This is a genomic window from Curtobacterium sp. MCBA15_009 (assembly GCF_001864895.1).
In the GTDB taxonomy this organism is placed as follows: domain Bacteria; phylum Actinomycetota; class Actinomycetes; order Actinomycetales; family Microbacteriaceae; genus Curtobacterium.
This window is the reverse complement of record NZ_MJGO01000023.1, coordinates 279,026-303,886: the sequence shown is the minus strand read 5'-3', so window position 1 is coordinate 303,886 and position 24,861 is coordinate 279,026. Positions and strand designations below refer to the sequence as shown.

The 24,861-nt window shown below is 71.0% G+C and carries 21 protein-coding genes; 18 read left to right on the top strand and 3 right to left on the bottom strand.

Going from position 1 to position 24,861, the window contains the following annotated elements; all coding sequences use genetic code 11:
- Positions 1-34 precede the first annotated feature (34 nt).
- From hisD to BIU97_RS07120, 3 genes are read left to right on the top strand one after another with little or no spacing between them, the layout of a single operon-like run.
- Complete coding sequence (gene hisD / locus BIU97_RS07130; RefSeq protein WP_071297303.1) at positions 35-1,342, top strand: histidinol dehydrogenase; 1,308 nt, start codon at positions 35-37, stop codon at positions 1,340-1,342.
- Between the two features lie 12 nt (positions 1,343-1,354).
- Positions 1,355-1,849 carry a transcriptional regulator NrdR gene (gene nrdR / locus BIU97_RS07125; RefSeq protein WP_071297302.1) on the top strand — a complete coding sequence of 165 codons (495 nt, stop codon included), beginning with the start codon at positions 1,355-1,357 and terminating at the stop codon, positions 1,847-1,849.
- Positions 1,846-2,922: a quinone-dependent dihydroorotate dehydrogenase gene (locus BIU97_RS07120; RefSeq protein ID WP_083404579.1), complete on the top strand. Its 1,077-nt coding sequence runs from the start codon at positions 1,846-1,848 to the stop codon at positions 2,920-2,922. The genes nrdR and BIU97_RS07120 overlap by 4 nt, the downstream gene beginning before the upstream one ends.
- A gap of 474 nt (positions 2,923-3,396) precedes the next feature.
- Here BIU97_RS07120 and BIU97_RS07115 read toward each other — a convergent pair whose 3' ends face one another.
- On the bottom strand, positions 3,397-3,972 hold the full coding sequence (locus BIU97_RS07115; RefSeq protein WP_083404580.1) for a DUF3043 domain-containing protein: 576 nt from the start codon (positions 3,970-3,972) through the stop codon (positions 3,397-3,399).
- A gap of 53 nt (positions 3,973-4,025) precedes the next feature.
- Between BIU97_RS07115 and BIU97_RS07110 the strand changes: the two genes are divergently transcribed.
- The 6 genes from BIU97_RS07110 to BIU97_RS07085 all read left to right on the top strand — a co-directional run bounded on the left by BIU97_RS07110 (position 4,026) and on the right by BIU97_RS07085 (position 10,782).
- On the top strand, positions 4,026-5,471 hold the full coding sequence (locus tag BIU97_RS07110; RefSeq protein WP_071254591.1) for a dipeptidase: 1,446 nt from the start codon (positions 4,026-4,028) through the stop codon (positions 5,469-5,471).
- Positions 5,472-5,529: 58 nt separating this feature from the next.
- Complete coding sequence (locus BIU97_RS07105; protein ID WP_071254593.1) at positions 5,530-5,901, top strand: HesB/IscA family protein; 372 nt, start codon at positions 5,530-5,532, stop codon at positions 5,899-5,901.
- A 267-nt stretch (positions 5,902-6,168) separates the two neighbouring features.
- Entirely contained in the window at positions 6,169-7,071 is a 903-nt protein-coding gene (ctaC, locus tag BIU97_RS07100) for an aa3-type cytochrome oxidase subunit II (RefSeq protein WP_071297301.1), read from the top strand.
- A gap of 11 nt (positions 7,072-7,082) precedes the next feature.
- A complete protein-coding gene (gene ctaD, locus BIU97_RS07095) occupies positions 7,083-8,819 on the top strand; it encodes an aa3-type cytochrome oxidase subunit I (RefSeq protein WP_071254598.1) in 1,737 nt (578 codons plus the stop codon).
- Between the two features lie 4 nt (positions 8,820-8,823).
- Complete coding sequence (locus tag BIU97_RS07090) at positions 8,824-9,240, top strand: cytochrome c oxidase subunit 4 (RefSeq protein WP_071254599.1); 417 nt, start codon at positions 8,824-8,826, stop codon at positions 9,238-9,240.
- Between the two features lie 168 nt (positions 9,241-9,408).
- Positions 9,409-10,782 carry a glucose-6-phosphate dehydrogenase gene (locus BIU97_RS07085; protein WP_071254602.1) on the top strand — a complete coding sequence of 458 codons (1,374 nt, stop codon included), beginning with the start codon at positions 9,409-9,411 and terminating at the stop codon, positions 10,780-10,782.
- A gap of 681 nt (positions 10,783-11,463) precedes the next feature.
- Here the strand turns inward: BIU97_RS07085 and BIU97_RS07080 are convergent.
- On the bottom strand, positions 11,464-13,350 hold the full coding sequence (locus tag BIU97_RS07080) for a glycoside hydrolase family 15 protein (protein WP_071297392.1): 1,887 nt from the start codon (positions 13,348-13,350) through the stop codon (positions 11,464-11,466).
- A 55-nt stretch (positions 13,351-13,405) separates the two neighbouring features.
- Positions 13,406-14,470 carry an App1 family protein gene (locus BIU97_RS07075; RefSeq protein WP_071297300.1) on the bottom strand — a complete coding sequence of 355 codons (1,065 nt, stop codon included), beginning with the start codon at positions 14,468-14,470 and terminating at the stop codon, positions 13,406-13,408.
- A 261-nt stretch (positions 14,471-14,731) separates the two neighbouring features.
- On the opposite strand from BIU97_RS07075, the gene BIU97_RS07070 reads away from it, so the two are divergent.
- The 9 genes from BIU97_RS07070 (at position 14,732) to cydC (ending at position 24,827) form a co-directional block, all read left to right on the top strand.
- Positions 14,732-15,262, top strand: a complete 531-nt coding sequence (locus BIU97_RS07070; RefSeq protein WP_254782933.1) for a TetR/AcrR family transcriptional regulator — start codon at positions 14,732-14,734, stop codon at positions 15,260-15,262.
- Between the two features lie 240 nt (positions 15,263-15,502).
- Positions 15,503-16,417 carry an ABC transporter ATP-binding protein gene (locus BIU97_RS07065; protein ID WP_071254608.1) on the top strand — a complete coding sequence of 305 codons (915 nt, stop codon included), beginning with the start codon at positions 15,503-15,505 and terminating at the stop codon, positions 16,415-16,417.
- Complete coding sequence (locus BIU97_RS07060; RefSeq protein WP_071254614.1) at positions 16,414-17,130, top strand: ABC transporter permease; 717 nt, start codon at positions 16,414-16,416, stop codon at positions 17,128-17,130. The genes BIU97_RS07065 and BIU97_RS07060 overlap by 4 nt, the downstream gene beginning before the upstream one ends.
- Positions 17,127-17,855 carry an ABC transporter permease gene (locus tag BIU97_RS07055; protein WP_071254616.1) on the top strand — a complete coding sequence of 243 codons (729 nt, stop codon included), beginning with the start codon at positions 17,127-17,129 and terminating at the stop codon, positions 17,853-17,855. The genes BIU97_RS07060 and BIU97_RS07055 overlap by 4 nt, the downstream gene beginning before the upstream one ends.
- On the top strand, positions 17,852-18,772 hold the full coding sequence (locus BIU97_RS07050) for an ABC transporter substrate-binding protein (protein WP_083420835.1): 921 nt from the start codon (positions 17,852-17,854) through the stop codon (positions 18,770-18,772). The genes BIU97_RS07055 and BIU97_RS07050 overlap by 4 nt, the downstream gene beginning before the upstream one ends.
- A gap of 273 nt (positions 18,773-19,045) precedes the next feature.
- Positions 19,046-20,458 (top strand): cytochrome ubiquinol oxidase subunit I, encoded by a 1,413-nt coding sequence (locus tag BIU97_RS07045; protein WP_071254618.1) that lies wholly within the window; start codon positions 19,046-19,048, stop codon positions 20,456-20,458.
- 16 nt (positions 20,459-20,474) lie between these two features.
- Positions 20,475-21,479, top strand: coding sequence for a cytochrome d ubiquinol oxidase subunit II (cydB, locus tag BIU97_RS07040; RefSeq protein WP_071254620.1), 1,005 nt, complete (start codon positions 20,475-20,477; stop codon positions 21,477-21,479).
- 10 nt (positions 21,480-21,489) lie between these two features.
- Positions 21,490-23,142: a thiol reductant ABC exporter subunit CydD gene (cydD, locus tag BIU97_RS07035; RefSeq protein WP_071297299.1), complete on the top strand. Its 1,653-nt coding sequence runs from the start codon at positions 21,490-21,492 to the stop codon at positions 23,140-23,142.
- Complete coding sequence (gene cydC, locus BIU97_RS07030; protein ID WP_071297298.1) at positions 23,139-24,827, top strand: thiol reductant ABC exporter subunit CydC; 1,689 nt, start codon at positions 23,139-23,141, stop codon at positions 24,825-24,827. The genes cydD and cydC overlap by 4 nt, the downstream gene beginning before the upstream one ends.
- Positions 24,828-24,861: the final 34 nt, after the last annotated feature.

Here is a 24,861-nt window from a genome sequence, read left to right as displayed (position 1 = left end):
GGACGCCGGGCGCCCTCGGTAGGCTTGCCCCCTGATGATGCAGCGAATCGACCTCCGCGGTGGCCTCCCCGCCCGCGCCGACCTCCTCCGCCTCATGCCCCGCGCCGTCGGGGACGTCTCGCACGCGGTGGACGCCGCGCGTGAGCTCGTGGACGCCGTGCGCGAGCGCGGCGCCGATGCGCTGCGCGAGCAGGCCGAGCGCTTCGACGGGGGAGCCCCCGAGCACGTCCGGGTCCCCGCCGCCGACATCGCCGCTGCTGTCGCCGGCCTGACCCCCGCCCTGCGGGGAGCCCTCGACGAGGCGATCCGCAGGGTCCGGGCCGCGAGCGCCGCGCAGGTGCCCGCAGCCGCGGTCACGACGCTCGCCGACGGCGCCGAGGTGCACCAGCGCTGGCAGCCGATGCGCCGCGTCGGGCTGTACGTGCCCGGCGGCAAGGCCGTGTACCCGTCGAGCGTCGTCATGAACGTCGTGCCGGCGCAGGTGGCCGGTGTCCGGTCGATCGCCCTCGTGTCGCCGCCGCAGCGCGAGCACGGCGGCGCGGTGCACCCGACGATCCTCGCGGCCGCCGGGCTGCTCGGCATCGACGAGGTCTACGCCATGGGCGGCGCCGGCGCGATCGGCGCGCTGGCGTACGGCGTGGCCGAGCTCGGCCTCGACCCGGTCGACCTCGTCACCGGTCCCGGCAACAACTACGTCGCCGCTGCCAAGCGCATCGTGCGCGGCACCGTCGGCATCGACTCGGAGGCCGGCGCCACCGAGATCCTCGTCATCGCCGACGAGACCGCCGACCCCGGGTTCGTCGCGGCGGACCTCGTCAGCCAGGCCGAGCACGACGAGCAGGCCGGCAGTGTGCTGGTGACGACGTCGGCGACGTTCGCCGACGCGGTGGAAGCAGCCATCCCGGAACGCACGGCGGTGCTCGGGACGGCCGCGCGCCTCCAGACCGCGCTCGACGGCCCGCAGTCCGCGATCGTCCTCGTGGACTCGCTCGCCGACGCGGCGACCGTCAGCAACGCGTACGGCCCGGAGCACCTCGAGATCCAGACCGCGGACGACGACGCCGTGCTGGCCGACATCGACGCGGCCGGCGCGGTCTTCGTCGGACCGAGCACGCCCGTCAGCCTCGGCGACTACCTCGCCGGGTCGAACCACGTCCTGCCGACGGGCGGGCAGGCGCGCTTCGGGTCGGGGCTCTCGGCGTCCACGTTCCTGCGTCCGCAGCAGGTCGTGCGGTACACACCGGCCGCACTGCGCGAGGTCGCCGACCACATCGTGGCGCTCTCGACCGAGGAGCAGCTCCCCGCGCACGGCGCCGCCGTGACGGAACGCACGAACCGATAGCCTGGGACCGACATGTTCTGCCCCTTCTGCCGCCACCCGGACTCCCGCGTCGTCGACTCGCGAACGAGCGACGACGGTACGTCGATCCGTCGACGCCGCCAGTGCCCGAACTGCGGGCGTCGCTTCTCGACCACCGAGACCGCGTCGCTCAACGTGGTGAAGCGCAACGGCGTCACCGAGCCCTTCAGCCGCGACAAGATCGTCTCCGGTGTGCGCAAGGCCTGCCAGGGGCGCCCCGTCACCGACGGCGACCTGGCGGTCCTCGCCCAGCGCGTCGAGGAGACCGTGCGGTCGTCGGGGTCGAGCCAGATCGACGCGAACGACATCGGGCTCGCGATCCTCGCGCCGCTGCGGGAGCTCGACGAGGTCGCCTACCTGCGTTTCGCGAGCGTCTACCAGGCGTTCGAGTCCCTCGAGGACTTCGAGGACGCCATCGGTCAGCTCCGCCGCGACCACCACGCGGCCGGCGCGGCCGCCGTCGCTCCCGCCGCAGGCGCTGACGCGTGAACGGCGTCGTGGAGCGCCTGGTCCGGAACGGGTACGCCGCCGTCTTCCGGTCCGTCTTCGCGAACATGGACCCAGAGCGGGCCCACCACATCGCGTTCGCCGTGATCAAGACGGTGCCGCACGTGCCGTTCGTCGGCGGCCTCGTGGAGCGGTACTGCCGCCCGTCCGCCGCCGACGGCATCACGACGATGGGGATCCACTTCCCGTCGCGCTTCGGCCTCGCCGCCGGCTTCGACAAGGACGCCAAGGGCATCGGCGGCCTCGGCGTGCTCGGGTTCGGCCACGTCGAGGTGGGCACCATCACCGCGAAGCCGCAGCCCGGCAACGAGCGACCGCGCCTGTTCCGGCTCATCGCCGACCGCGCCCTCGTCAACCGGATGGGCTTCAACAACCACGGCGCCGCCGCCGCGGCACGCCACCTCGAACGGGCCCGGCGCAACCCCGGCCGCCCGGTCATCGGGGTCAACATCGGCAAGAGCCGGGTCGTCGCCGTCGAGGACGCGATCGACGACTACCTCGAGTCCGCCCGCCGCCTCGCGCCCTTCGCTGACTACCTGGCGGTCAACGTCAGCTCGCCGAACACACCCGGCCTGCGAGGCCTGCAGGAACTCGACCAGCTCCGCCCGCTGCTCACCGCCGTGCGCGACGCCGCGGGCACGGTGCCGGTGCTCGTGAAGATCGCGCCCGACCTGACCGACGAGCAGATCGACGCCATCGCCGGCCTCGCGGTCGAGCTCGGCCTCGCCGGGGTGATCGCGAACAACACCACCATCGCGCGCACCGGCCTGACGACCCCGACGGAGCAGGTCGAGGCCATGGGCGCCGGCGGCCTGTCGGGTGCGCCGATCGCCGCCCGCTCGCTCGAGGTCCTGCGCCGCGTCCGTGCTGCCGTCCCCGCCGACTTCTGCGTCGTCGCGGTCGGAGGCGTCACCACCGAGCAGGACGTGCAGGACCGCATCGACGCCGGCGCGACGCTCGTGCAGGGCTACACGGCGTTCCTCTACGAGGGGCCGACCTGGGCGGCCCGGATCAACCACCTGCGCCGTCGTCGGCTGCGCCGCGCCGCGCGCTGAGGATCGCGTCCGGCGCCTTCGCGCGGCCCGGCGCGTTCGCCGAGTGAGCAGAAGACGTCGGGTCGGGGTAGCTCATCCGACGTCTTCTGCTCACTCGGTGCAGCAGGTAGGGCGCGACGCCCGTTGCGGTGGTCGACCCGTCCGCCCACCGGACGGGAGGCCCGTGGCGGCGCCGCGCCGTGCCTCCCGTCCGTCACGGCGCGCGCTGGGCGCCCCGCGCGTCCGCGCTCTTGCCCGCGCTGAGGGCCGTGTCGCGCGGCCAGCGCGCTTCGTGAGCAGAAGATGTCGAGTGGGGGCCGTCGACCCGACATCTTCTGCTCACCAGATGCCGCACGCGGCCCGCGACGCCCCCACCGGCTCCCGCACACGCCACGCGACGCCCACCCGCACCGCATGCCAAACACTCCACGCGACGCCCCCCCCCGGAACAACGAAGCGCCCCCCGGACCGGCCGGGAGGCGCTTCGCGACGTCGTCAGAGCGTGGGGTAGTCGCCCCGCTTGACCTGCGGCTTCGGCAGGCGCAGGAAGCGCAGCTGCCACGTGCGGGTCAGGATGTAGAGGAACGTGCCGCGCTGCACCTCGCCGAACTTCGACGCGAGCTTGCGGCGCATCGAGAGCCAGAGCACCACGCAGTCGAGCACGAACAGCGCGACGAACGCCCAGACGAGCAGCAGCGAGTAGGACGCCAGGGGCGTCTGCGCGGCGGCGAACCCGACGATCAGGAAGAGCACGAGCACCGGCATCATGATCTCGCCGAGGTTCCAGCGCGCGTCGATCCAGTTGCGCAGGAAGCGACGCTGGTCACCGCGGTCCTTCGCGGGCAGGTAGCGCTCCTCGCCGTTGGCCATGCCGACCCGGGCGCGCTCGCGCTCCGAGTTGAGGCGCGCGCGGGCGGCCTTCTTGTCGACCGGCGTGTTGCCGACCAGGGGGCGGCGGTTCGCGGCCTCACGCTCGCGGCGGGACGGCGTCGGCCGACCCTTGCCCTGCTCGAGGAGTTCGCCCTCGGACGGGTTCACGGTCGTGTTGGTCTTGGGGGCTGCCTTCGCCACGGTGCGTTCCTAACGGCGGTGTGCGTGCTGGATCGTCCTCTAGATTACCGGGCATGACCGACACCCAACAGCACAGCTCCGCGACCGACCCCGCGCTCCTCGACGCCCTGCGCGAACAGGTGCACGGCGCACTGCCCGTGACGATCGCCGACCTGTCCGCGCTGGTGCGGCTGCCGTCGGTCTCGTGGTCGGCGTTCGACCCGGCGAACGTGCAGGCGAGCGCCGAGGCCGTCGCGGACCTCGCGCGGTCGACGGGCGTCTTCGCGGACGACGCGGTGCGCATCGTCCGCTCGGCCGTCGACGGCTCGACGGCGGACGCCGAGGCGTCCGGTGCGGAGCTCGGCCAGCCCGCGGTCCTCGCGGTGCGGCCGGCACGGAACGGCAAGCCCACGGTGATGCTCTACGCGCACCACGACGTGCAGCCCCAGGGCGACGACGCGCTGTGGGAGACCCCGCCGTTCGAGCCGACCCTGCGCGGCGACCGCCTGTACGGGCGCGGCGCATCGGACGACAAGGCGGGCGTGATGACGCACGTCGCCGCCCTCCGGGCCCTGCACGCGCAGTTCGGCGACGACCTCGACCTCGGCGTCGTGCTCTTCGTCGAGGGCGAGGAGGAGTTCGGCTCCCGGTCGTTCCGCACGTTCCTGCGCGAGCAGAAGGAGCACCTCGCCGCCGACGTCATCGTCGTGGCGGACAGCGACAACTGGTCGGTCGACGTCCCGTCGATCACGGTCTCGCTCCGCGGCAACGTGACCTTCAAGCTGACCCTCACCACCCTCGAGCACGCGAGCCACAGCGGCATGTTCGGGGGAGCGGCTCCGGACGCCATGATCCCGATGGTCCGCCTGCTCGCCTCGCTGCACGACGACGACGGCTCGGTGGCGGTCGAGGGGCTCACATCGTACGAGGCCGACGTCCCCTCGCGCACCGACGACCAGCTCGCCGTCGACGCCGCCCTGGTGGCGGGCGTCCGGCCGATCGGCACCGGCGAGGTCCTGTCCCGCATGTGGTTCCAGCCGTCGATCACGGTGACGGGCATGGACGTGCCGAGCGTCGCGAACGCCTCGAACACCCTCCTGCCGACGGTGTCGGCCCGCGTCTCCGTGCGCGTGGCGCCCGGTCAGGCTGCCACCGACGCCCACGCCGCCGTCGAGCGGCACCTGCGCGAGCACGTCCCGTTCGGTGCGCGGCTCGAGATCAGCGAGCCGGACGCCGGTGACGGCTTCCTCGTCGACACGGCCGGGTGGGCCGTCCAGGAGGCCCGGGTCGCCATGCAGGAGGGCTGGGGTGCCGAGGCGGTCGAGCAGGGCATCGGCGGGTCGATCCCGTTCGTCTCGGACCTCGCGGCGGAGTTCCCGGAGGCGCAGATCCTGGTCACCGGTGTCGAGGACCCGGACACCCGTGCGCACAGCCCGAACGAGTCCCAGCACCTCGGCGTGCTGCACCGCGCGATCGCGTCCGAGGCGATCCTGCTCGCCAGGCTCGCGACGCGCAGCTGACGGTGCTTACAATCGACGCCAGGCGCGGTGAACCGCACCGCCCGGAGGGAGACGCGCGATGAGCGACACCATCACCCCTGACGCACCGGCGACCGAGGCTCCGTCGCACGGCGTGCTCCTGAGCGACGCCGCGGCCGGCAAGGTGGCGAGCCTCCTCGAGCAGGAGGGCCGCGACGACCTGCGCCTGCGTCTCGCCGTGCAGCCCGGTGGCTGCTCGGGCCTGATCTACCAGCTCTACTTCGACGAGCGCCTGCTCGACGGGGACACCACCGCCGAGTTCGACGGGGTCGAGGTCGTCGTCGACAAGATGAGCGTCCCGTACCTCGACGGCGCGACGATCGACTTCGAGGACACGATCCAGAAGCAGGGCTTCACGATCGACAACCCCAACGCGCAGGGCAGCTGCGCGTGCGGTGACAGCTTCCACTGATCACCCGTCGAACCGACACGCGAGCGGGGAACGGCCGTCACGGTCGTTCCCTGCTCGCGTTTCGTCGTCCGGAGGACGCTCCGGGCGCGCCCGGGAACGGGGGAGTGACGGGTCGCGGGAGTGCGGATCGCGGCGAGGAGCGTGTCGGGTGTGCGCGAGCGGTGGCGAGCTGCGAGTAAGCTAGGAGTGTTCCAATCAGGCTGGGAGCCCCGCTGTCGCACCGTCGACCGGCTCGCTCCCGGGCTCACGTTCTTCCGAGAGGTAACAGTGCGTTCGAATCGCCGTATACGTTGGGCGGCCGTCCCGGTGGCCGTCGGTCTGGTCATCGCACTGGCTGGCTGCTCGCAGCAGCAGCTGAACGGATGGCTCCCCGGCACCGAGGGCAAGACGGACGTCACGAACCACACGAGCCGCATCGTCGGCCTGTGGACCACGAGCTGGGTCGTCCTGCTCGCCGTGGGTCTCATCGTCTGGGGGCTCATCATCTGGGCCGCCATCGTGTACCGCCGCCGGAAGGGCCAGACCGGCCTGCCCGTGCAGATGCGCTACAACATGCCGCTCGAGATCTTCTACACGATCGTGCCGCTCATCCTGGTGCTCGGCTTCTTCGCCTTCACCGCGAAGGACCAGGCCGCCATCGAGAAGCCGTTCGAGAACCCCGACGCCACCGTCCACGTGTACGGCAAGCGCTGGGCGTGGGACTTCAACTACATCGACAAGCAGAACCCCGAAGAGAGCGTCTACTACCAGGGCATCCAGGCCCAGGAAGAAGAAGACGGAAAGGGCGCGATCGACGAGTCGCAGCTGCCGACCCTCTACCTGCCGAAGGGCAAGAAGGTCGCGATCGAGCTGTCCTCGCGCGACGTCGACCACTCCTTCTGGATCATCGACTTCCTCTACAAGAAGGACATGCTCCCCGGCAAGACGAACTGGGAGTACTTCATCCCGACCAAGGAAGGCACCTACCAGGGCAAGTGCGCCGAGCTCTGCGGCGAGTACCACTCCCTGATGCTCTTCCAGGTCAAGGTCGTGTCGCCGACCGAGTACAACGCCTACCTCCAGACCCTCCGTGACCAGGGCAAGGTCGGGCTGCTCGGCGACGAGTACAACACCAACACGAACGAACCGAACAACAAGGCGCCGGTCGAGGCGTCCGCCGAGAACAAGTAGGGGCCCGTCAGATGACAACGTCACTCGTCGGCCGACCGACCCAGACCTCGACGCCGGACTTCCAGGCGTCGAAGGTCGGGCGGAAGGGCAACATCATCGTCCGGTGGATCACCTCCACCGACCACAAGACCATCGGGTACATGTACCTGATCGCCTCGTTCGTCTTCTTCCTGCTCGCCGGCATCATGGCGCTGGTCATCCGTGCCCAGCTCTTCGAACCCGGCCTGCACGTCGTCGCGACGAAGGAGCAGTACAACCAGCTCTTCACAATGCACGGCACGATCATGCTGCTGATGTTCGCGACGCCGCTGTTCTCGGGCTTCGCGAACGCGATCATGCCGCTGCAGATCGGTGCCCCCGACGTCGCCTTCCCGCGACTCAACGGCTTCGCCTTCTGGCTCTACCTCTTCGGCTCGCTCATCGCCGTCGGCGGCTTCCTCACCCCGCAGGGCGCCGCGTCCTTCGGTTGGTTCGCGTACGCGCCACTGAGTGACACGACGTTCACGCCAGGGCTCGGCGGCACCCTCTGGGTCTTCGGCCTCGGCATGACCGGCTTCTCGACGATCCTCGGCGCGGTGAACTTCATCACCACGATCATCACGATGCGTGCCCCGGGTCTGACCATGTTCCGCATGTCGATCTTCACCTGGAACACCCTCGTGACGGCGCTCCTCGTCCTGATGGCCTTCCCGGTCCTCGCGACCGCGCTGTTCGGCCTCGGCCTCGACCGTGTGTTCAACGCGCAGATCTTCAACCCGGCCAACGGCGGCGCCCTGCTCTGGCAGCACCTCTTCTGGTTCTTCGGGCACCCCGAGGTCTACATCATCGCGCTGCCGTTCTTCGGCATCGTCTCCGAGGTCTTCCCGGTCTTCAGCCGCAAGCCGATCTTCGGGTACAAGACCCTCGTCTACGCGACCATCTCCATCGCGGCGCTGTCCGTCACGGTGTGGGCGCACCACATGTACGTCACCGGTGGCGTGCTCCTCCCGTGGTTCTCGCTCATGACGATGCTCATCGCGGTCCCGACCGGCGTGAAGATCTTCAACTGGGTCGGCACCATGTGGCGCGGTTCGGTCACCTTCGAGACGCCGCTGCTCTGGGCCCTCGGCTTCCTGATCACCTTCACCTTCGGTGGTCTGACCGGCGTCATCCTGGCGTCGCCGCCGCTGGACTTCCACGTGTCCGACTCGTACTTCGTCGTCGCGCACTTCCACTACGTGGTCTTCGGCACCGTCGTGTTCGCGATGTTCTCCGGCTTCTACTTCTGGTGGCCGAAGTGGACCGGCAAGATGCTCAACGAGCGCCTCGGCAAGATCCACTTCTGGCTGCTGTTCATCGGCTTCCACACCACGTTCCTCATCCAGCACTGGCTGGGCGTCATCGGCATGCCGCGTCGCTACGCGACGTACCTGCCGAACGACGGCTTCACCTGGATGAACCAGCTGTCGACGATCGGCTCGATGATCCTCGCGGTCTCGTTCCTGCCGTTCATCTTCAACGTCTACGTGACCGCTCGGAACGCTCCGAAGGTGGCCGTGAACGACCCGTGGGGCTACGGCCGCTCGCTCGAGTGGGCGACCTCCTGCCCGCCGCCCCGCCACAACTTCACGTCGATCCCGCGCATCCGTTCGGAGTCCCCGGCGTTCGACCTGAACCACCCGGAGGCAGGTGTGCCGATCGGTGTCGGTCCCGCCAAGGACGCCCCGGATGCCCCGACCTACGACGCCGCGAAGGGCGAGGTGAAGTAAGGCGATGCGCGCCAACACCAACCTGTTCTGGATCCTCTTCGGGTTCTTCATCCTGGCGGACGCCGCCTACACGATTTGGGCGATGCTCTACTACGGTCACCCGGAGTGGGTCGGCACCGTCGCGATCGGCCTCACCGGCATCATGTCGGCGTTCATCGCCTTCTACCTCGGCAGGGTCATGTCGTCGCAGGGCGGCGTCCTGCCGGAGGACCGCCCCGACGCGAACATCGAGGACGGCGACGCCGAGCTCGGGCACTTCAGCCCCTGGTCGTGGTGGCCCATCCTGCTGGCTGCCGCTGTCGCGGTCTGCTTCCTCGGTGTCGCAGCCGGCCTCTGGATCGTGCCGATCGGTCTCGCCCTCGTGGCGGTCACGCTCGTCGGCTGGGTCTACGAGTACTACCGCGGCAACTTCGGGCACTGACCCCGCGCTGCAGCGCACCTGACACCCTCGGGCGGCACCTTCCGGTGCCGCCCGAGTCGTGTCCGGGGCGCGTCGCGGCGACGACCTCCGGTCCGATCCGGAACAAAGCGGCCCGCCCGGGGCTTGACTGGAACGGACCTCCAACCACAGCGAAAGGAGTCACCTCAGGTGACTGACAAGCGCACCCTCATCATCTTCGGCGCGACGGGCGACCTCGCCTCCCGCCTGCTGCTGCCGGGCCTCGGCACGTTCCTGCAGAGCGGTCGAGCGGTTCCCGTCCAGCTCATCGGCACGGGCCGCAGCGCCCGCAGCGAGGAGCAGTGGAAGGACGTCGTCACGAAGTCCTTCGCGTCGCAGGACGTCAAGGGCCCGGAGGTCGACGCGACCCTCGAGTCGACGAGCTTCATCCAGGGCGACCCCACCGACCCGGAGCACCTCAAGGCACTGCTCGACGCCGCCGACGCCGAGCCCATCCTCTACTTCGCGCTCCCGCCGCAGATCGCCTCCGACATCTGCGAGGCGCTGCAGCAGGTCGAGCTCCCCGAGGGCACGACCCTGGCGTTCGAGAAGCCCTTCGGCACCGACGTCGACAGCGCCCGCGCCCTCAACGAGACGGTGCTCAAGCTCGTCCCCGAGGAGCGCGTGCACCGCACCGACCACTTCCTCGGCCGCACCACGGTCCTCAACATCATCGGTCTGCGCTTCGCGAACCGCCTGCTCGAGCCGATCTGGAACGCCGAGAACATCGAGAAGGTCGACGTCTTCTACGACGAGACCCTCGGCCTCGAGAACCGCGCCCAGTACTACGACGAAGCCGGCGCGATGGTCGACATGATCCAGTCGCACCTGCTGCAGATCCTCGGCCTCGTCACGATGGACGCCCCGGCCGCGATCGACGCCGTCGAGTTCCGCTCGTCGCTCGCACGCGCCCTCCGCTCCACCCGCCTGAAGGGCGATGACGCGAAGGTCGCCTCCCGCCGTGCGGTGTACACCGCCGGCACGATCGACGGCAAGGACCTGCCCTCGTACCAGCAGGAGGACGGCGTCGACCCGTCGCGCCAGACCGAGACCCTCGCCGAGATCTCCGTCGAGGTGGACACCGCCCGCTGGAAGGGCGTCCCCTTCACCCTCCGCTCCGGCAAGGCGCTCGGCGCCAGCCGCAAGGAGGTCCTCATCACCTTCAAGCCGGTCACCCGCCTGCCCTCCGGCCTGTCCGGCCGGCCGAAGAGCGACACGCTCCGCATCGTCCTCAACCCGGACGAGATCGAGCTCACCGTCTCGGCGAACGGCGGCGGCAACCCGTTCGAGATGGGCCAGGTCACCCTGTCGTCGTCCTTCGCGGACGGCGAGCTCACCCCCTACGGCGAGGTCCTCAACGGGATCTTCCACGACGACCCGCTGCTCTCGATCCGCGGCGACGTGGCCGAGCGCTGCTGGGAGATCGTCGAGCCCGTGGTGAAGGCCTGGAAGGCCGACGAGGTCCCGCTCGAGGAGTACCGCGCCGGCTCCCGCGGCCCCGCGGACTGGGAGTCGTCGTCCTGACGGACGCGCCCGTCGCGCCCTGAACGGGCGCACCTGACGGACGGGAGGCACGGTGCCGGTCGGCACCGTGCCTCCCGTCCGTCTGTCGGTGCGTGGCGTCCAGTCAGCGCGGGCGTGCGTGCCGCCCCGTCGCGCGGGGCCCGGGACACACTCCCGCGCGTGGCTGGCCGGAAGAATCTGCTGGCGAGGCGTCTTCCTTCGCGTGGGACGACTGCCCCCACGAAGCACTCGCCGCCGATGTCCCTCGCGCGTTCCGTCCCATGGCATGTGGTGTGGGAAGCGCTTTCGCGCGTAGGCGGCAGGAAGAACGTGCTGCTCATGCGCGGAATGTCCTCCTCAGCGCAGATCAGCTGCCAACGCGAAGCACTCGCGCCGATGCTCCTCGCGCGTTCCGTCCCATCGCACGTGGTGTGGGAAGCACTTTCGCGCGTGGGTGGCAGGAAGAACATGCTGCCTATGCGCGGAACGGCCTTCTCCGCGCGGAACGGCCGCCCTCGCGAGGCACCCGCCGCCGATGTCCCCTGCGCGTTCTGTCCCATCGCACGTGACGTAGGAAGCACTTCCGCGCGTAGGCAGCAGGAAGAACATGCTGCCTACGCGCGGAACGACCTCCTACGCGCGGAACGACCTCCTACGCGCGGAACAGCCCCCGGCGCCCGCAAAGCGCCCGCACCGCGCACCTCACCCGGGGGAGCCGGCGCGGTTGCCCAGGCCCGTCCAGGAGCGGGTGCCCCCGCTGCGCGAGGCCGTGCGGGTCCGGTGCCCGGTCGTGCCGCCCCTGGCGCGTGAGATCGCGTCGGCCGCCGACACCAGGGTCAGGTGGGACAGCACCTGCGGGGTGTTGCCGATGTGGTGGCCGGTGGCGACGTCGATCTCCTCGGAGAGCATGCCGACGTCGTTCGCGTAGCCGACGAGCACGTCCATCAGGCGTTCGGCGTCGTCGAGGCGTCCGGAGCCGGCGTACTGCTCGACGAGCCAGAACGAGCACGCCAGGAACGGGTGCTCGGTGCCCGTGAGGCCGTCGAAGCCGGCGGTGGTCCGGTAGCGCAGGACGAGTCCGTCGTCGCCGACGCGCAGGTCCTCCTCGATCGCCCGGACGGTGCCGGTCATGCGGGGGTCGTCCGCGGCGCAGAAGCCGATCTGGGGCAGGACGAGCAGGCTGGCGTCGACCTCGTCGGTGTCGTAGTGCTGTCGGTAGGACCCCCGCGCGGCGTTCCAGCCGTGCTCCTCGATCTCGGCGCGGACGGTCTCGCGCAGGGTGCGCCAGCGCTCGACGGGGCCGTCGAGGCCGAACTCCTCGACGGCGGCCACCCCGCGGTCGAACGCGGCCCAGATCATCGCCCGGGAGTGCGTGAAGTGTCGGCGGGGCCCCCGCATCTCCCAGATGCCGTTGTCGGGCTCCTGCCAGTGCTCCTCGACGTAGCCGAGCAGGGCGCGCTGCAGTGCCCAGGAGTCCGCGCTCTCCTCGACGCCGAGTTCGCGGGCGTCGTGCAGCGCGGCGAGCACCTCGCCGAAGACGTCGCCCTGGTACTGCGTCGAGGCGCCGTTGCCGACGCGGACCGGCTTCGAGTCGGCGTAACCGGGCAGGTGCGCGAGCTCGCGTTCGGGCAGTTCCCGCTCGCCGGCGATGCCGTACATGATCTGCACGTCGGCGGGGTCGCCGGCGACGGCGCGGAGGAGCCAGCCGCGCCAGTGCTCGGCCTCGTCGCGGTAGCCGTGCGCGATGAGCGAGGCGAGGGCGAGCGAGGCGTCGCGGAGCCAGACGTAGCGGTAGTCCCAGTTCCGTTCGCCGCCCGGGTCCTCGGGCAGGCTGGTGGTCGCCGCGGCGACGACGCCGCCGGTGTCGCCGTGGGTCATCGCGCGCAGGAAGAGCAGCGACCGTCGCGTCGCGGCCGCGTGGCGCCCCTCGGTGTGCGCGGTCGCCATCCAGTCCGTCCACCAGTCGACCGTGTGCGCGAGCGCCGCGTCCACGTTGACGGGTTCCGGGGCGTCGCGGTACGACGGGTACCAGGTGAGGACGGTGTCGAGCACCTCGCCGTCGTGCACGGTCGTCGTGGCGGTGTGCCGGTGGTCGGACGCGCGGAAGCGGACGCCGCGGACGACGACGGACCCGGGGCCGGCGGTCGCGAGCAGGGCCGGGTCGTCGTCGCCGCCGACCTGGCGCACCCACGGCAGCGCCAGGGCGTAGTCGAAGCGGATGCGCAGCACCTGCTCGACCTCGACGCTGCCGCGCAGCCCACGCACCCGGCGGACGAGCGAGGGCCGGTGGGCACCGACCGGCATGAAGTCGGTGACCTCGACCACGCCGTCCGCCGTCGTCCAGACCGTCGAGAGCACGAGCGTCTCGCCGTGGTACCGGCGCTTGGCCGTCGCAGCGGGGTCGGTGGGGCGCAGGCTCCACTGTCCGTGGTCGGCGTCGCCGAGCAGCGCGGCGAAGGTCGCGGTGCTGTCGAAGCGGGGCAGGCAGAGCCAGTCGACCGTGCCGTCCCGGGTGACGAGCGCTGCGGTCGAGGTGTCCCCGATGACCGCGTGGTCCTCGATGCGGGCTGCCGGTGCGCCGTTGCTCATGCCCTGATCGAACCACACCCGGGCCGGAGCGCCGCCGGTCTCGCTGAGGGGTCGTTCAGACGTGGTCGGCGGCGTCCGGCTCGGCCAGACCGACCCGGGTCAGCTCGCGCCAGAGGCCGGAGCCGTCCGGTGCGTAGACCCACGGCGCCGACGAGTCGCGGGAGCGTTCCTGCGCCCGGGAGCGACCGCCGGCGAGCACCGCCTCGCTCGTGGACAGCTGGCGGATGGCGACCCCGGCGACGTTGTCCGGGTGCTCGCGGGCGAAGTCGCCGTACAGCGACTCGTCGTGCTGGCCGTCGTCGCCGACGAGCAGCCACCGCACGTCCGGGAAGTCCTGGGCGAGCCGCCGCAGGTTCTCCTGCTTGTGCAGCTGCCCGCTGCGGAAGAACCGGTCGTGGGTGGGGCCCCAGTCGGTGAGCAGCAGCGTGCCCGACGGGTACATGTTCCGCGTCAGGAAGCGCTTCAGGGTCGGCGCGACGTTCCAGGCGCCGGTGGACAGGTAGACGGTCGGCGACCCCGGGTGCTGCGCGAGCACGCGTTCGTAGAGCACCGACATGCCCGGCACCGGGCGGCGGGCGTGCTCGGTGAGCACGAAGGAGTTCCACGCCGCGAGCATCGGCCGGGGGAGCGAGGTCACCATGACCGTGTCGTCGATGTCCGAGAGCAGGCCGAACCGGGTGTCCGGGTGCACGACGAAGACGTCCGCCTCGACGCTCCGCCCGCCGCCGGCCGACAGCCGGACGGTGCGCCACCCCGGCTCGAGGTCGAGCGGCACGATCGTGTCGACGACGCCGCCGCGGTCGGTCTCGACGGTGTGCGACACCCCGCCGGCACTGACGGTCACCTCGGTGTGGTCGACGGCGACGCTCGTGAAGCTGCGCCACCCGCGCACCCCGGAGTAGGACACGTCGGACGCCAGGCCGCGTCGCGTCAGCAGCACGCGGCAGAGGATCCGAACCCACCCGGGGGCGCCGTACCCGGTGTACGGGACGACCGTCGGCACGAGGCCGCGGCGCCGCGCGCGTTGCTCGCGGAACTCCTGGACGGCGTCCTCGATGCGGGCGGCTCGGTGCAGGAGGGGCTCGGCCAGCGACGGCTCGTGGTGCGTCGGGTCGGGCATGGCCCCATCAAACCATGTGGGCAGTCGAAGTCCACGAAGACGCTCATCGCGATCTGGTGAGTCGCAGCCACGTTCCAGCCGGTCTCTGCGAAGGTTGTCACCGTCAGACCAAACCGACCGCGCTGGAGCGCAAGAGGAGAACACGTGCTCGTCACCGAGGTAACGAACGCTCTGCCGGGGGGATCATCACTGCTCAGGAACGAGCCGGTCCAAGCCCGCAGTTCGGCGCGCCTCGCGGGTCTCCTCGACGCCGCCGCCGCGGTGATCGACGAGATCGGGTTCGAGCGGCTCACGACCGCGATGGTGGCCGAACGGGCGGGGGCGTCCATCGGTACCGTCTACCGGTACTTCCCGGACCGCATCGCCGTCGTCGAGGCGCTCGCGATCCGCTGCACGCAGCGCCTGGCGTCGCGCTTCGTCGAGGCGCTCGACGCCAGCGGCGCGGAGACCTGGCAGCAGGGCTGCGACGCGCTCATCCGCGCCACCGACGAGATGTACCGCACCGAGCCGGGCTTCCGGGCGATCCGCTTCGGTGACGCCGCGGACACCGGCACCGGCGACGCCGAGGACCGCATGGGGGCGCTCGGCGGGGCCGTCGGGCAGATCATGCACGACCGTTTCGGGCTGCCGCTCGACGAGCGGATCGCCCGCACCTGGGTGGTCCTCGCCGAGTCGTCGCACGCCGTGTTCGCCCGGGCGCACCGCGACCCGGCGAACCCCGACACCGGGATCATCGAGGAGTACCGCACGATGAGCCGGGCCCACCTGGAGTCGGTGCTCGCCGCCTCCTGACCGACCGTCACCGACGCCCGCGTCCGCTCGCCGAGCGACGCGGGCGTCGTCGTGTCCGGGGCGTCGGCCGGGAGGCCCGGTGCCGGTCGGTCGTTCGGCTCGCGTCCGGCAGCGGTCACCACCACCACCGCCGTGGCCGGCTGTCCGGGACACGACACGCATCGTCACGGGGTGCACCGTTGTCGCAGCCGACGGGTACTGTCGTCCGGAGTCGGGCTACCTCCGAACAGAAGGGCACCCATGATCGAGTTCCGCTCGGTGCGCAAGACCTACCCGGACGGCACCACCGCCGTCGACGGATTCGACCTGGTCATCCCCTCGCGGACCACCACCGTCTTCGTGGGTTCCAGCGGCTGTGGCAAGACCACGCTGCTCCGCATGATCAACCGGATGGTCGACCCCAGTTCGGGGTCCGTCTCCATCGACGGGTCGGACGTGTCCGGTGTCGACCCCGTCAAGCTCCGTCGGAGCATCGGGTACGTCATGCAGAACTCCGGACTCCTGCCGCACCGCAAGGTGATCGACAACATCGCGACGGTCCCGCTCCTGACGGGCGTGTCGAAGGCCGACGCCCGTGCGCGCGCGCTCGAGCTGATGGACACGGTCGGCCTCGACCGCGCCTTCGCCGACCGGTACCCGTCGCAGCTGTCCGGCGGGCAGCAGCAGCGCGTCGGCGTCGCCCGCGGGCTGGCCGTCGACCCGAACATCCTGCTCATGGACGAGCCGTTCGGCGCCGTCGACCCCCTGGTCCGCAACGACCTGCAGGACGAGCTCATCCGGCTGCAGCGCGAGCTCGGCAAGACCGTGGTGTTCGTGACCCACGACATCGACGAGGCCTTCAAGCTCGGCGACCAGGTCGTCATCCTCAAGAAGGGCGGCGAGATCGCCCAGCAGGGCACCCCGTCCGAGATCCTCGCCGAGCCGGCCGACGACTTCGTCGCGAACTTCATCGGCGTCGGTCGTGGTCGCCGTGCGCTCCGCGTGGAGCAGACGCCGACTGGACCCATCGTGGTCGACGGTGACGGTCGCGCCGCAGGTGTGCTCACCGGTCCGGTGAACGTCGTCGACGCCGCGTCCGCGGTGCCGCAGGGAACAGAGGCCGGGGCGCGCGCAACCGCTCCGGGTGCTCCGGCGCAGGGTGGGGGCACCCGGTGAAGTGGGTGCTGTCGAACCTCGACACCATCGGTGAGGACACGCTCTCGCACCTCGCGATCGCCCTCCCGCCGATCATCATCGCCTTCCTGCTCTCCATCCCCATCGGGTGGCTGGTGGTCCGGCTGCAGCGACCGGGCGGCTCCCGCTTCGCGGCGGGCGTCGGCAGCGGCATCGTCACGGTGGCCGGGCTCCTGTACGCGATCCCGTCGCTCGCGCTCTTCGTGGCGCTGCCGAGCATCATCGGCACCGACCTGCTCGACCCGCTCAACGTCGTGATCAGCCTGACCCTCTACGGCCTCGCGCTCATGGTCCGGTCCACGGTCGACGGACTCACCTCGGTCGACGCGGGCACGAAGGCCGCCTCGACGGCGATGGGCTACTCGTCGGCGCAGCGCTTCTTCCGTGTCGAGCTGCCGCTCGCCGGGCCGGTCCTGCTCGCCGGGCTCCGGGTGGTCTCGGTGTCGACGATCTCGCTGACCACGGTCGGCGCGGTGCTCGGCATCCAGAGCCTCGGGTCGCTCTTCACCGACGGGCTCGCCCGCGGCATCTACGAGGAGATCATCTCCGGCATCGTCATGGTGCTCGTGCTGGCCTTCGCGCTGGACGGCCTGCTCGTCCTGCTCGGCCGCGTCGCGATGCCGTGGAACCGCCGCACGACCCGGACGCAGCGTGCGTCCCGGCGCGTGCTCCAGCAGGCAGAGGTGACCTCGTGATCATCGGACAGGCATTCGGCTGGGTGTTCGACCCGGCGAACTACGCCGGCTACAACGCGATCCCGGCGCGGCTGTGGGAGCACGTCTGGATCACCCTGCTCGCGGTGCTCATCGCCGCGGTGATCGCCGTGCCGATCGGGTACGCCATCGGTCACACCCGGCGCGCCCGCGGCTTCTCGATCGCCGTCTCGGGCGGGGTCCGCGCGCTGCCGACGCTCGGCGTGCTGTCGCTGTTCGGGCTGCTGCTCGGCATCGGCCTGCAGGCCCCGCTGCTCGCACTCGTCGTCCTCGCCATCCCGTCGGTGCTCGCCGGCGCGTACTCGGGCATCGAGTCCGTCGAACCGGTGACGGTCGACGCCGCGAAGGCGCAGGGCATGACCGGCTGGCAGATCCTGTGGAAGGTCGAGGTCCCGCTCGGCCTGCCGCTGCTCATCGGCGGACTCCGCGCCGCGGTGCTCCAGGTCGTCGCGACCGCGACGCTCGCCGCCTACGTCGGCGCCGGGGGCCTCGGCGGGTACTTCTTCCTCGGTCTGAAGACCCAGGACTACGCGCAGATGCTCGGCGCCTCCATCCTCGTGATCGCGCTCGCGATCGCGTTCGAGATCGTGTTCGCCGTGCTGCAGCGGGCGGCGGTGCCGAAGGGCACCCTCGACCCCGCGGCCCGGCAGCGCCAGGGATCGCGCGAGCGAGCCCGCAATCCCATCCCGGAAGGAAATCCATCGTGATCACAGCAAAGATCCGTGTCGGCGTCGCAGCGACGCTGGCGCTGGGCGTCGCCGCCGCCCTGACCGGCTGCGCGTCGAGCGACCCGCTCGACAGCGGCTCGAGCACGTCGAGCGACTCCAAGACGATCGTCATCGGCTCGCAGCAGTACTACTCGAACGAGATCATCGCCGAGCTGTACGCCCAGGTCCTCGAGAAGGACGGCTTCACGGTCAAGCGCAGCTTCAACATCGGGCAGCGCGAGATCTACATCCCGCAGCTCGAGAAGGGCGCGATCGACGTCATGCCCGAGTACAGCGGCAACCTGCTGCAGTACTTCGACAAGGACTCGGACGCCAAGACCGCCGACGAGATCGACGCGGCCCTGCCCGACGCGCTCCCGTCCGGGCTGCGCGTCCTCGACGAGGCCGAGGCGACCGACCAGGACAGCTACACCGTCACGAAGAAGTTCTCCGAGGACAACGACGTCACGAGCCTGGCCGACCTGAAGAACGTCTCCGACAAGCTCACCGTCGGCGCGAACTCCGAGTTCCAGACCCGCCCGTACGGCCCGAAGGGCCTCAAGTCGGTCTACGGCGTCGACGTCGACTTCAAGGTCGTCGAGGACTCCGGCGGAGCGCTCACGGTGAAGGCGCTCAAGGACGACACCGTCCAGCTCGCCGACATCTACAGCGCCGACCCGAGCATCAAGGCGAACGACTTCGTCTCGCTGAAGGACCCGGAGAACCTGATCCTGCCGCAGAACGTCATCCCCGTGGTGTCGAAGAAGGTCAACGACAAGGCCGCGGCCGACATCGACAAGGTGAGCAAGGTCCTGTCGACCGACGCCCTCATCGAGCTCAACTCGAAGAGCACCGTCGACAAGGAGAAGGCGTCCGAGATCGCGAAGGACTTCCTGACCGAGAAGGGCCTGCTCTAGGCACGCTCCGCAAGAAGAACGACAGGCGTCGGGCATCTGCCCGGCGCCTGTCGTCGTTCCCGGGGGTGCTCCCGATGAACATGTTTTCCGCACGGTTGTGCCGTGCACTTCCCCTGCACGTTTGTGCACGCAGGCCTTCTACAACTTGTCGAGTCGCTTCGTCCGGCGCTACCGTTGCAGTGTCCCAACGGCTGTGACACCTGATGGAACCGATCAACAGGAAGCAACTGACGTGTACGAACTGCGCGCGGCGACCCGGCGGGGGAACGCCGCATGAACGACCTCCTCGACCCCCTGCTGCTCTCGCGGTGGCAGTTCGGTCTGACGACCATCTACCACTTCCTGTTCGTGCCGCTGACGATCGGTATGGCCGCCGTGGTGGCGGTGTTCCAGACCGCCTGGTACCGCACCGGTCGTGCGCACTACCTGCAGCTGACGCGGTTCTTCGGTCGCATCTTCCTCATCAACTTCGCGATGGGCGTCGTGACCGGCATCGTGCAGGAGTTCCAGTTCGGCATGAACTGGTCGAACTACTCGCGCTTCGTCGGTGACGTCTTCGGGGCGCCGCTCGCGCTCGAGGGCATCCTCGCCTTCTTCTTCGAGGCGGCGTTCATCGGGATCTGGATCTTCGGCTGGGACCGCTTGCCCAAGGGCCTGCACCTCGCCAGCATCTGGTGCGTCAGCGCCGGCACGATCATGTCTGCCTACTTCATCATCGCCGCGAACGCCTTCATGCAGCACCCGGTCGGGTTCGCCATGAACGAGGCGAAGGGGCGCGCGGAGCTCACCGACATCTGGGCGGTGCTCGGCAACAAGGTCGCCCTCGCGGCCTTCCCGCACACCCTGTTCGCCTGCTTCATGGTGGCTGCTGCGGTCATCATCTCCGTCGCCGCGTTCCACCTGGCGCGCAACCAGCACCTCGAGACGATGATGCCGGCGCTCAAGTTCGGCATGTGGACGATGGTCGCGGCCGGAGCGCTCACGGTCCTGACCGGCGACCAGCTCGGCCTCACCATGGTCGACACGCAGCCGATGAAGATGGCGGCGGCCGAGGCGCTCTACAACACCTCGACCGGCAAGGACGCCTCGTTCTCGATCCTGACGCTCGGCACCCCCGACGGCGTGCACGAGCTGTTCTCGATCCGCGTGCCCTACCTGCTGTCGTTCCTGTCGACGCACACCTTCAACGGCACCGTCGAGGGCATCAACGACCTGCAGGCGCAGTACAGCCAGGTGTACGGCCCCGGCGACTACAAGCCGATCATCTGGGTCACCTACTGGTCGTTCCGCTGGATGATCGCGCTCGGCATCGGTGCGGTGCTCGTGTCGCTGGCCGGGCTCTGGCTGACCCGCAAGGGCCGGTTCCCGACGCAGCGCTGGGTGTGGCGGGTGGCCACCTGGACGGTCCCGCTGCCGATGGCCGCGATGATCGTCGGCTGGGTCTTCACCGAGATGGGCCGGCAGCCGTGGCTCGTGTTCGGCCTGCTCCGGACGAAGGACGGCGTCTCGCCGAACGTGACGGGCATCGAGGTCCTCATCTCGCTCCTCGTCTTCACCCTGATCTACGGCTCGCTCGCCGTGGTCGAGTTCAAGCTGATCAAGAAGGTCGCACAGGAGGGCCCGGCCGACCCGGCCGAGGTCGACGAGACGACCGGCGAGGTCAAGCACGAAGTGACGGTCTACTAGGAATGGACGCTGTCTGATGGATCTCCCTGTCCTCTGGTTCGCGATCGTCGGCGTCTTCTTCGTCGGCTACTTCGTCCTCGACGGGTTCGACTTCGGTGTCGGCATGTCCCTGCCGTTCCTCGGCAAGGACGACACCGACCGTCGGGTCCTCATCAACACCATCGGCCCGGTCTGGGACCTCAACGAGACGTGGGTCATCGTCGCCGGTGCCTGCCTGTTCGCCGCGTTCCCGGAGTGGTACGCCACGATGTTCTCCGGGTTCTACCTGGCGCTGTTGCTCATCCTCGCCGCGCTCATCGCCCGCGGGGTGTCGTTCGAGTACCGGCACCAGGAGAAGCACCTCGAGTGGAAGCGCCGCTTCGACCTCATGATCATCGTCGGCAGCGCCGTGCCGTCGTTCCTGTGGGGCGTCGCGTTCGGCAACGTCGTCCGGGGCATCCCGATGGACGCCGGGCACAACTACACCGGCACCCTGTTCGACCTGCTCAACCCGTTCGCGCTGCTGACCGGCGCCGCGACGCTCCTCGTCTTCTTCACCCACGGCGTCGTGTTCGTCGCGCTGAAGACCGAGGGCGAGATCCGGGAGCGTGCGAAGCGCCTGGCCACCCGGGCCGGCGCCGTGACGATCGTCGTCGCCGCCGCGTTCCTGGTGTCGATGGCCTTCGTCCGTGCCACCCCGGCCTCGCTCGTGCTCTCCGTCGTCGCGGCCCTCGCGCTCGTGCTCGCGGTGCTCTGCAACGCCTGGGGCAAGGAGGGCCGCGCGTTCACGCTCATGGCCGTCACGATCGCCGCCGTCGTGCTCGCGATGTTCACGGCGATCTTCCCGGACGTCATGCCCGCCTCGAACGACCCGGCGAACAGCCTGGACGTGTACAACGCGTCGTCCGGCTCGTACACGCTCACCGTGATGAGCTGGGTCGCGCTGATCTTCGTGCCGCTCGTCTTCGCGTACCAGGCGTGGACCTACTGGGTGTTCCGCAAGCGCGTCTCCCGCGCCCAGATCACCGCGGCCGCGCACTAGGCGGACGACGGTGAAGCCCCTCGACCCCCGACTCCTGCGGCTGTCCCGGACGGCGCGCGGCTTCATCGTCGCCGCCGCCGGGACGGGCGTCCTGCGCACGGTCGCGACCATCGCGATCGCGTGGGGGATCGCCGCGGCGGTGACCCTCGGGGTCGACGCGGTCGGGGGCGGGGGCGTCCCGGCGGCGTTCGGGCAGGCGCTCGCGCTGCTCGGCGGGGCGTTCGTGCTCCGGGCGGTCGCAGCCTGGGCCACCGACGACCTGGCGGCACGGGCCGCGGCACGGGTGAAGAGCGAGATGCGCACCACCGTGCTCGCCCGGGCGGCCGAGCGCGGGCCGGCGTGGCTGTCCGGCCGGTCGAGCGCCGGCTTCGCCACGACGCTCGGACCGGGGCTCGACGCCCTCGACGCCTACTTCGGCCGGTACCTGCCACAGCTCGCCCTCACCGCGATCGCGACCCCGGTGCTCCTCGTCGCGATCGGGATCGGCGACCTGACGAGCGGGCTGGTCATCCTGTTCGCCCTGCCGGTCATCCCCGTGTTCATGATCCTGATCGGCCTGGCGACGCAGGCGCTGCAGCGACGGCAGTCCGACGCCCTGGCGACGCTCGGCGGCGCCTTCACCGAAGCCGTCGAGGGGCTCGCGACACTCAAGGTCTTCGGCCGCGCGCGGCGCCAGGTCGGTCGGATCGGCGCGGTCACCGACGAGTACCGGCGGGGGACCCTCGGGGTGCTCCGACTGTCGTTCGTGAGCGGGTTCGCCCTCGAGCTCGCCGCGAGCCTGTCAGTGGCCCTGGTCGCAGTGTCGATCGGCATCCGCCTGGTCGACGGGTCGCTCGGCCTCGGTGCCGCGATGTTCGTGCTCGTCCTCGCACCGGAGGCCTTCGCCCCGATCCGGCAGGTCGGCGCCGACTTCCACGCCGCCCAGGACGGCGTCGAGGCCTCGGCCGCGGTCCTCGACGTGCTCGACGACGGCCGCGACGCCCCGGCCGCGACGGCACCGACCCCCGCACCCGCTGCGGCGACCGCGCTGACGGTGCGCGGGCTGACGGTCCGCCGCGCCGACGTCGTGATCGGCCCCGTCGACCTGCACGCCGAGGCCGGCACGGTCGTCGTGCTCGCCGGTCCGAGCGGCTCCGGCAAGTCGAGCATCATCGCCGCCCTGCGCGGGGCGCTGCCCCACGACGGCACGGTGACGGTGCCCGGAGCGGCCGGTGCCCCGGTGGCCGACCGCACCACCTGGGCCGACCAGCGCCCGCGTCTCGTGCGGGGGACGGTCGCCGAGAACGTCGCGCTCAGCGCGACCCCCGACGCCGACGACGTGCGGACCGCGCTCGGTGACGCGGGGCTGGGAGTCGACCCGGGCCTCCCGGTCGGCGCCGGCGGCAGCGGCCTGTCCGGCGGCCAGGCGCAACGCGTCGCGGTCGCCCGCGCGTTCTACCGGGCGCACCGCGAGCGGACCCCGCTCGTCCTGCTCGACGAGCCCACCTCGGCACTCGACGCCGACGCCGAGGCGCACGTCGTCGCGTCCGTCCGTCGCCTGGCGGCCGACGGTGCGGTCGTCGTGGTCGCCAGCCACCGCCCGGCCGTGATCGCCGCGGCCGACCTCCGACTGGACGTCGCGTCCGACGGGTCCGTGACGGTCCGACCGGGGGTGCGCGCATGAGCCGGGAGGCCCGTGGCACGTCGGTCCTGCGGCTCGCCATGCCGCACGGGTCGGGTTGGGCGAAGGCGGTCGCCGCCGGCGCGCTCAGCGCGGTCTGCGCCGTCGCGCTCCTCGCCGCGAGCGGCTACCTCATCACGCGGGCCGCGGAGCACCCGCCGATCCTGTACCTGACGCTCGTCATGGTCGGGGTCCGGGCCTTCGCGCTCGGTCGTGCCGCCCTGCGCTACGTCGACCGGCTCGCCGGGCACGACGCCTCCTTCCGGCAGCTGGCCGTGGTGCGCACCGAGATGTACCGACGCCTGGCCTCGGTCGCGCCGGTCGGGCTCGGCAGCACCGGTCGTGGTGACCTGTTGACGCGGCTCGTCACCGACACCGACCGCCTGCAGGACCTGCCCATCCGGGTGGTCGGCCCGCTCGTGTCCGCGGCGGTCGTCGCGGTGCTGTCCGTCGTCGCGGTGGCGCTCGTGTCCGTGCCCGCCGCGCTCGTGCTCGTCGTCGCGCTCGCGATCGCCGCCCTCGTCGGGTCGGTGGTCACCCGGGCGATCGCCGAACGGTCCGACCGTGAGACCGCCGCCGACCGCGGCCGCGTCGCCGACCTCGTGCTCGACACCGTCCGCACGCTCGACGTCTTCACGGCGTACGGCACGCTCGACGACCGGCTCGCCCACATCGCCCGCCTCGACGCCCGCGTCACCCGGGCCGTCCGGCGGCGCGGCACCGTCGAGTCCCTCGTCGGCGCCCTCGTCGGCCTGCTCGGCGGCGGCGCGGTGATCGGGATCCTCGCGGCCGGCGCCCCCGCGGTCGTGTCCGGCGCACTCGACGGTCCGCTCTGGGCCCTCGCGGTCTTCGTGCCGCTCGCGCTCTTCGAGGTCGTCGGCACCGTCCCGCTCGCCGTCCTCACGCTCCGCAGGGTGCGCGCCGCCGCCGACCGCGTCGAGCGGACCGTGCCCGCCGACCTGCCGGCCGGCATCGTGCCGGAGCCCGACGCCGACGCCGACCCCGCCGACCTGGTCGTCGACGGGCCGGTCGCCGTGGCCCTGCGCGACCTCACCGTGCGGTGGCCCGGAGCGGACCGGCCCGCGGTCGACGGTGTGTCGCTCGACCTGCACCCCGGCGAGGTCGTCGTGCTCGAGGGGCCGAGCGGCGCCGGCAAGTCCACGCTCGTCGACGCGCTCGTCCGGTTCGTCGAGCACGAGGGGTCGTACACGCTCGACGGGATCGAAGCACGCGGCATGCACCCCGATGCCGTCCGCGCCCGGGTCGGCCTCATCGAGCAGGACCCGTTCGTGTTCGACCAGTCGGTGCGGCAGAACCTGCTCTTCGCCCGCGACACCGCCACCGACGACGAGCTCCTCGCCGTGCTCGACCGGGTCGGCCTCGGCGCGTGGGTCACCCGGCGCGGCGGTCTCGACGCGTCGGTCGGGGAGCGCGGCGGTCTCGTCTCCGGCGGGCAGGCGCACCGCTTGGCCCTGGCACGGGCGCTGCTGCACGCGTTCCCGGTCCTCGTGCTCGACGAACCCACCGCCGACGTCGACCCGGACCTCGGCGACGCCGTGCTCCGCGACCTCGTCACCACCGCCCGCGCAGCGGGGCGGACGGTCCTCATCGTGTCGCACGTCCCGGTGGCGCCGGACCTGGTCGACCGGACCCTGCGGATGCGGGACGGACGCCTGCTCGCCGGGTGAGCCGACAGGCGGACGCGGGACGGGCCTCCCGGCT

What these genes read in the sequence shown, in the direction of transcription:
- BIU97_RS07075 (WP_071297300.1), bottom strand. Translation starts at nt 14,470, where the DNA reads ATGCCCGACCCGACGCACCACGAGCCGTCGCTGGCCGAGCCCCTCCTG.
- cydC (WP_071297298.1), top strand. Translation starts at nt 23,139, where the DNA reads ATGAGCCGGGAGGCCCGTGGCACGTCGGTCCTGCGGCTCGCCATGCCG.
- ctaD (WP_071254598.1), top strand. Translation starts at nt 7,083, where the DNA reads ATGACAACGTCACTCGTCGGCCGACCGACCCAGACCTCGACGCCGGAC.
- BIU97_RS07105 (WP_071254593.1), top strand. Translation starts at nt 5,530, where the DNA reads ATGAGCGACACCATCACCCCTGACGCACCGGCGACCGAGGCTCCGTCG.
- BIU97_RS07110 (WP_071254591.1), top strand. Translation starts at nt 4,026, where the DNA reads ATGACCGACACCCAACAGCACAGCTCCGCGACCGACCCCGCGCTCCTC.
- BIU97_RS07065 (WP_071254608.1), top strand. Translation starts at nt 15,503, where the DNA reads ATGATCGAGTTCCGCTCGGTGCGCAAGACCTACCCGGACGGCACCACC.
- BIU97_RS07080 (WP_071297392.1), bottom strand. Translation starts at nt 13,350, where the DNA reads ATGAGCAACGGCGCACCGGCAGCCCGCATCGAGGACCACGCGGTCATC.
- nrdR (WP_071297302.1), top strand. Translation starts at nt 1,355, where the DNA reads ATGTTCTGCCCCTTCTGCCGCCACCCGGACTCCCGCGTCGTCGACTCG.
- cydB (WP_071254620.1), top strand. Translation starts at nt 20,475, where the DNA reads ATGGATCTCCCTGTCCTCTGGTTCGCGATCGTCGGCGTCTTCTTCGTC.
- BIU97_RS07090 (WP_071254599.1), top strand. Translation starts at nt 8,824, where the DNA reads ATGCGCGCCAACACCAACCTGTTCTGGATCCTCTTCGGGTTCTTCATC.
- hisD (WP_071297303.1), top strand. Translation starts at nt 35, where the DNA reads ATGATGCAGCGAATCGACCTCCGCGGTGGCCTCCCCGCCCGCGCCGAC.
- BIU97_RS07045 (WP_071254618.1), top strand. Translation starts at nt 19,046, where the DNA reads ATGAACGACCTCCTCGACCCCCTGCTGCTCTCGCGGTGGCAGTTCGGT.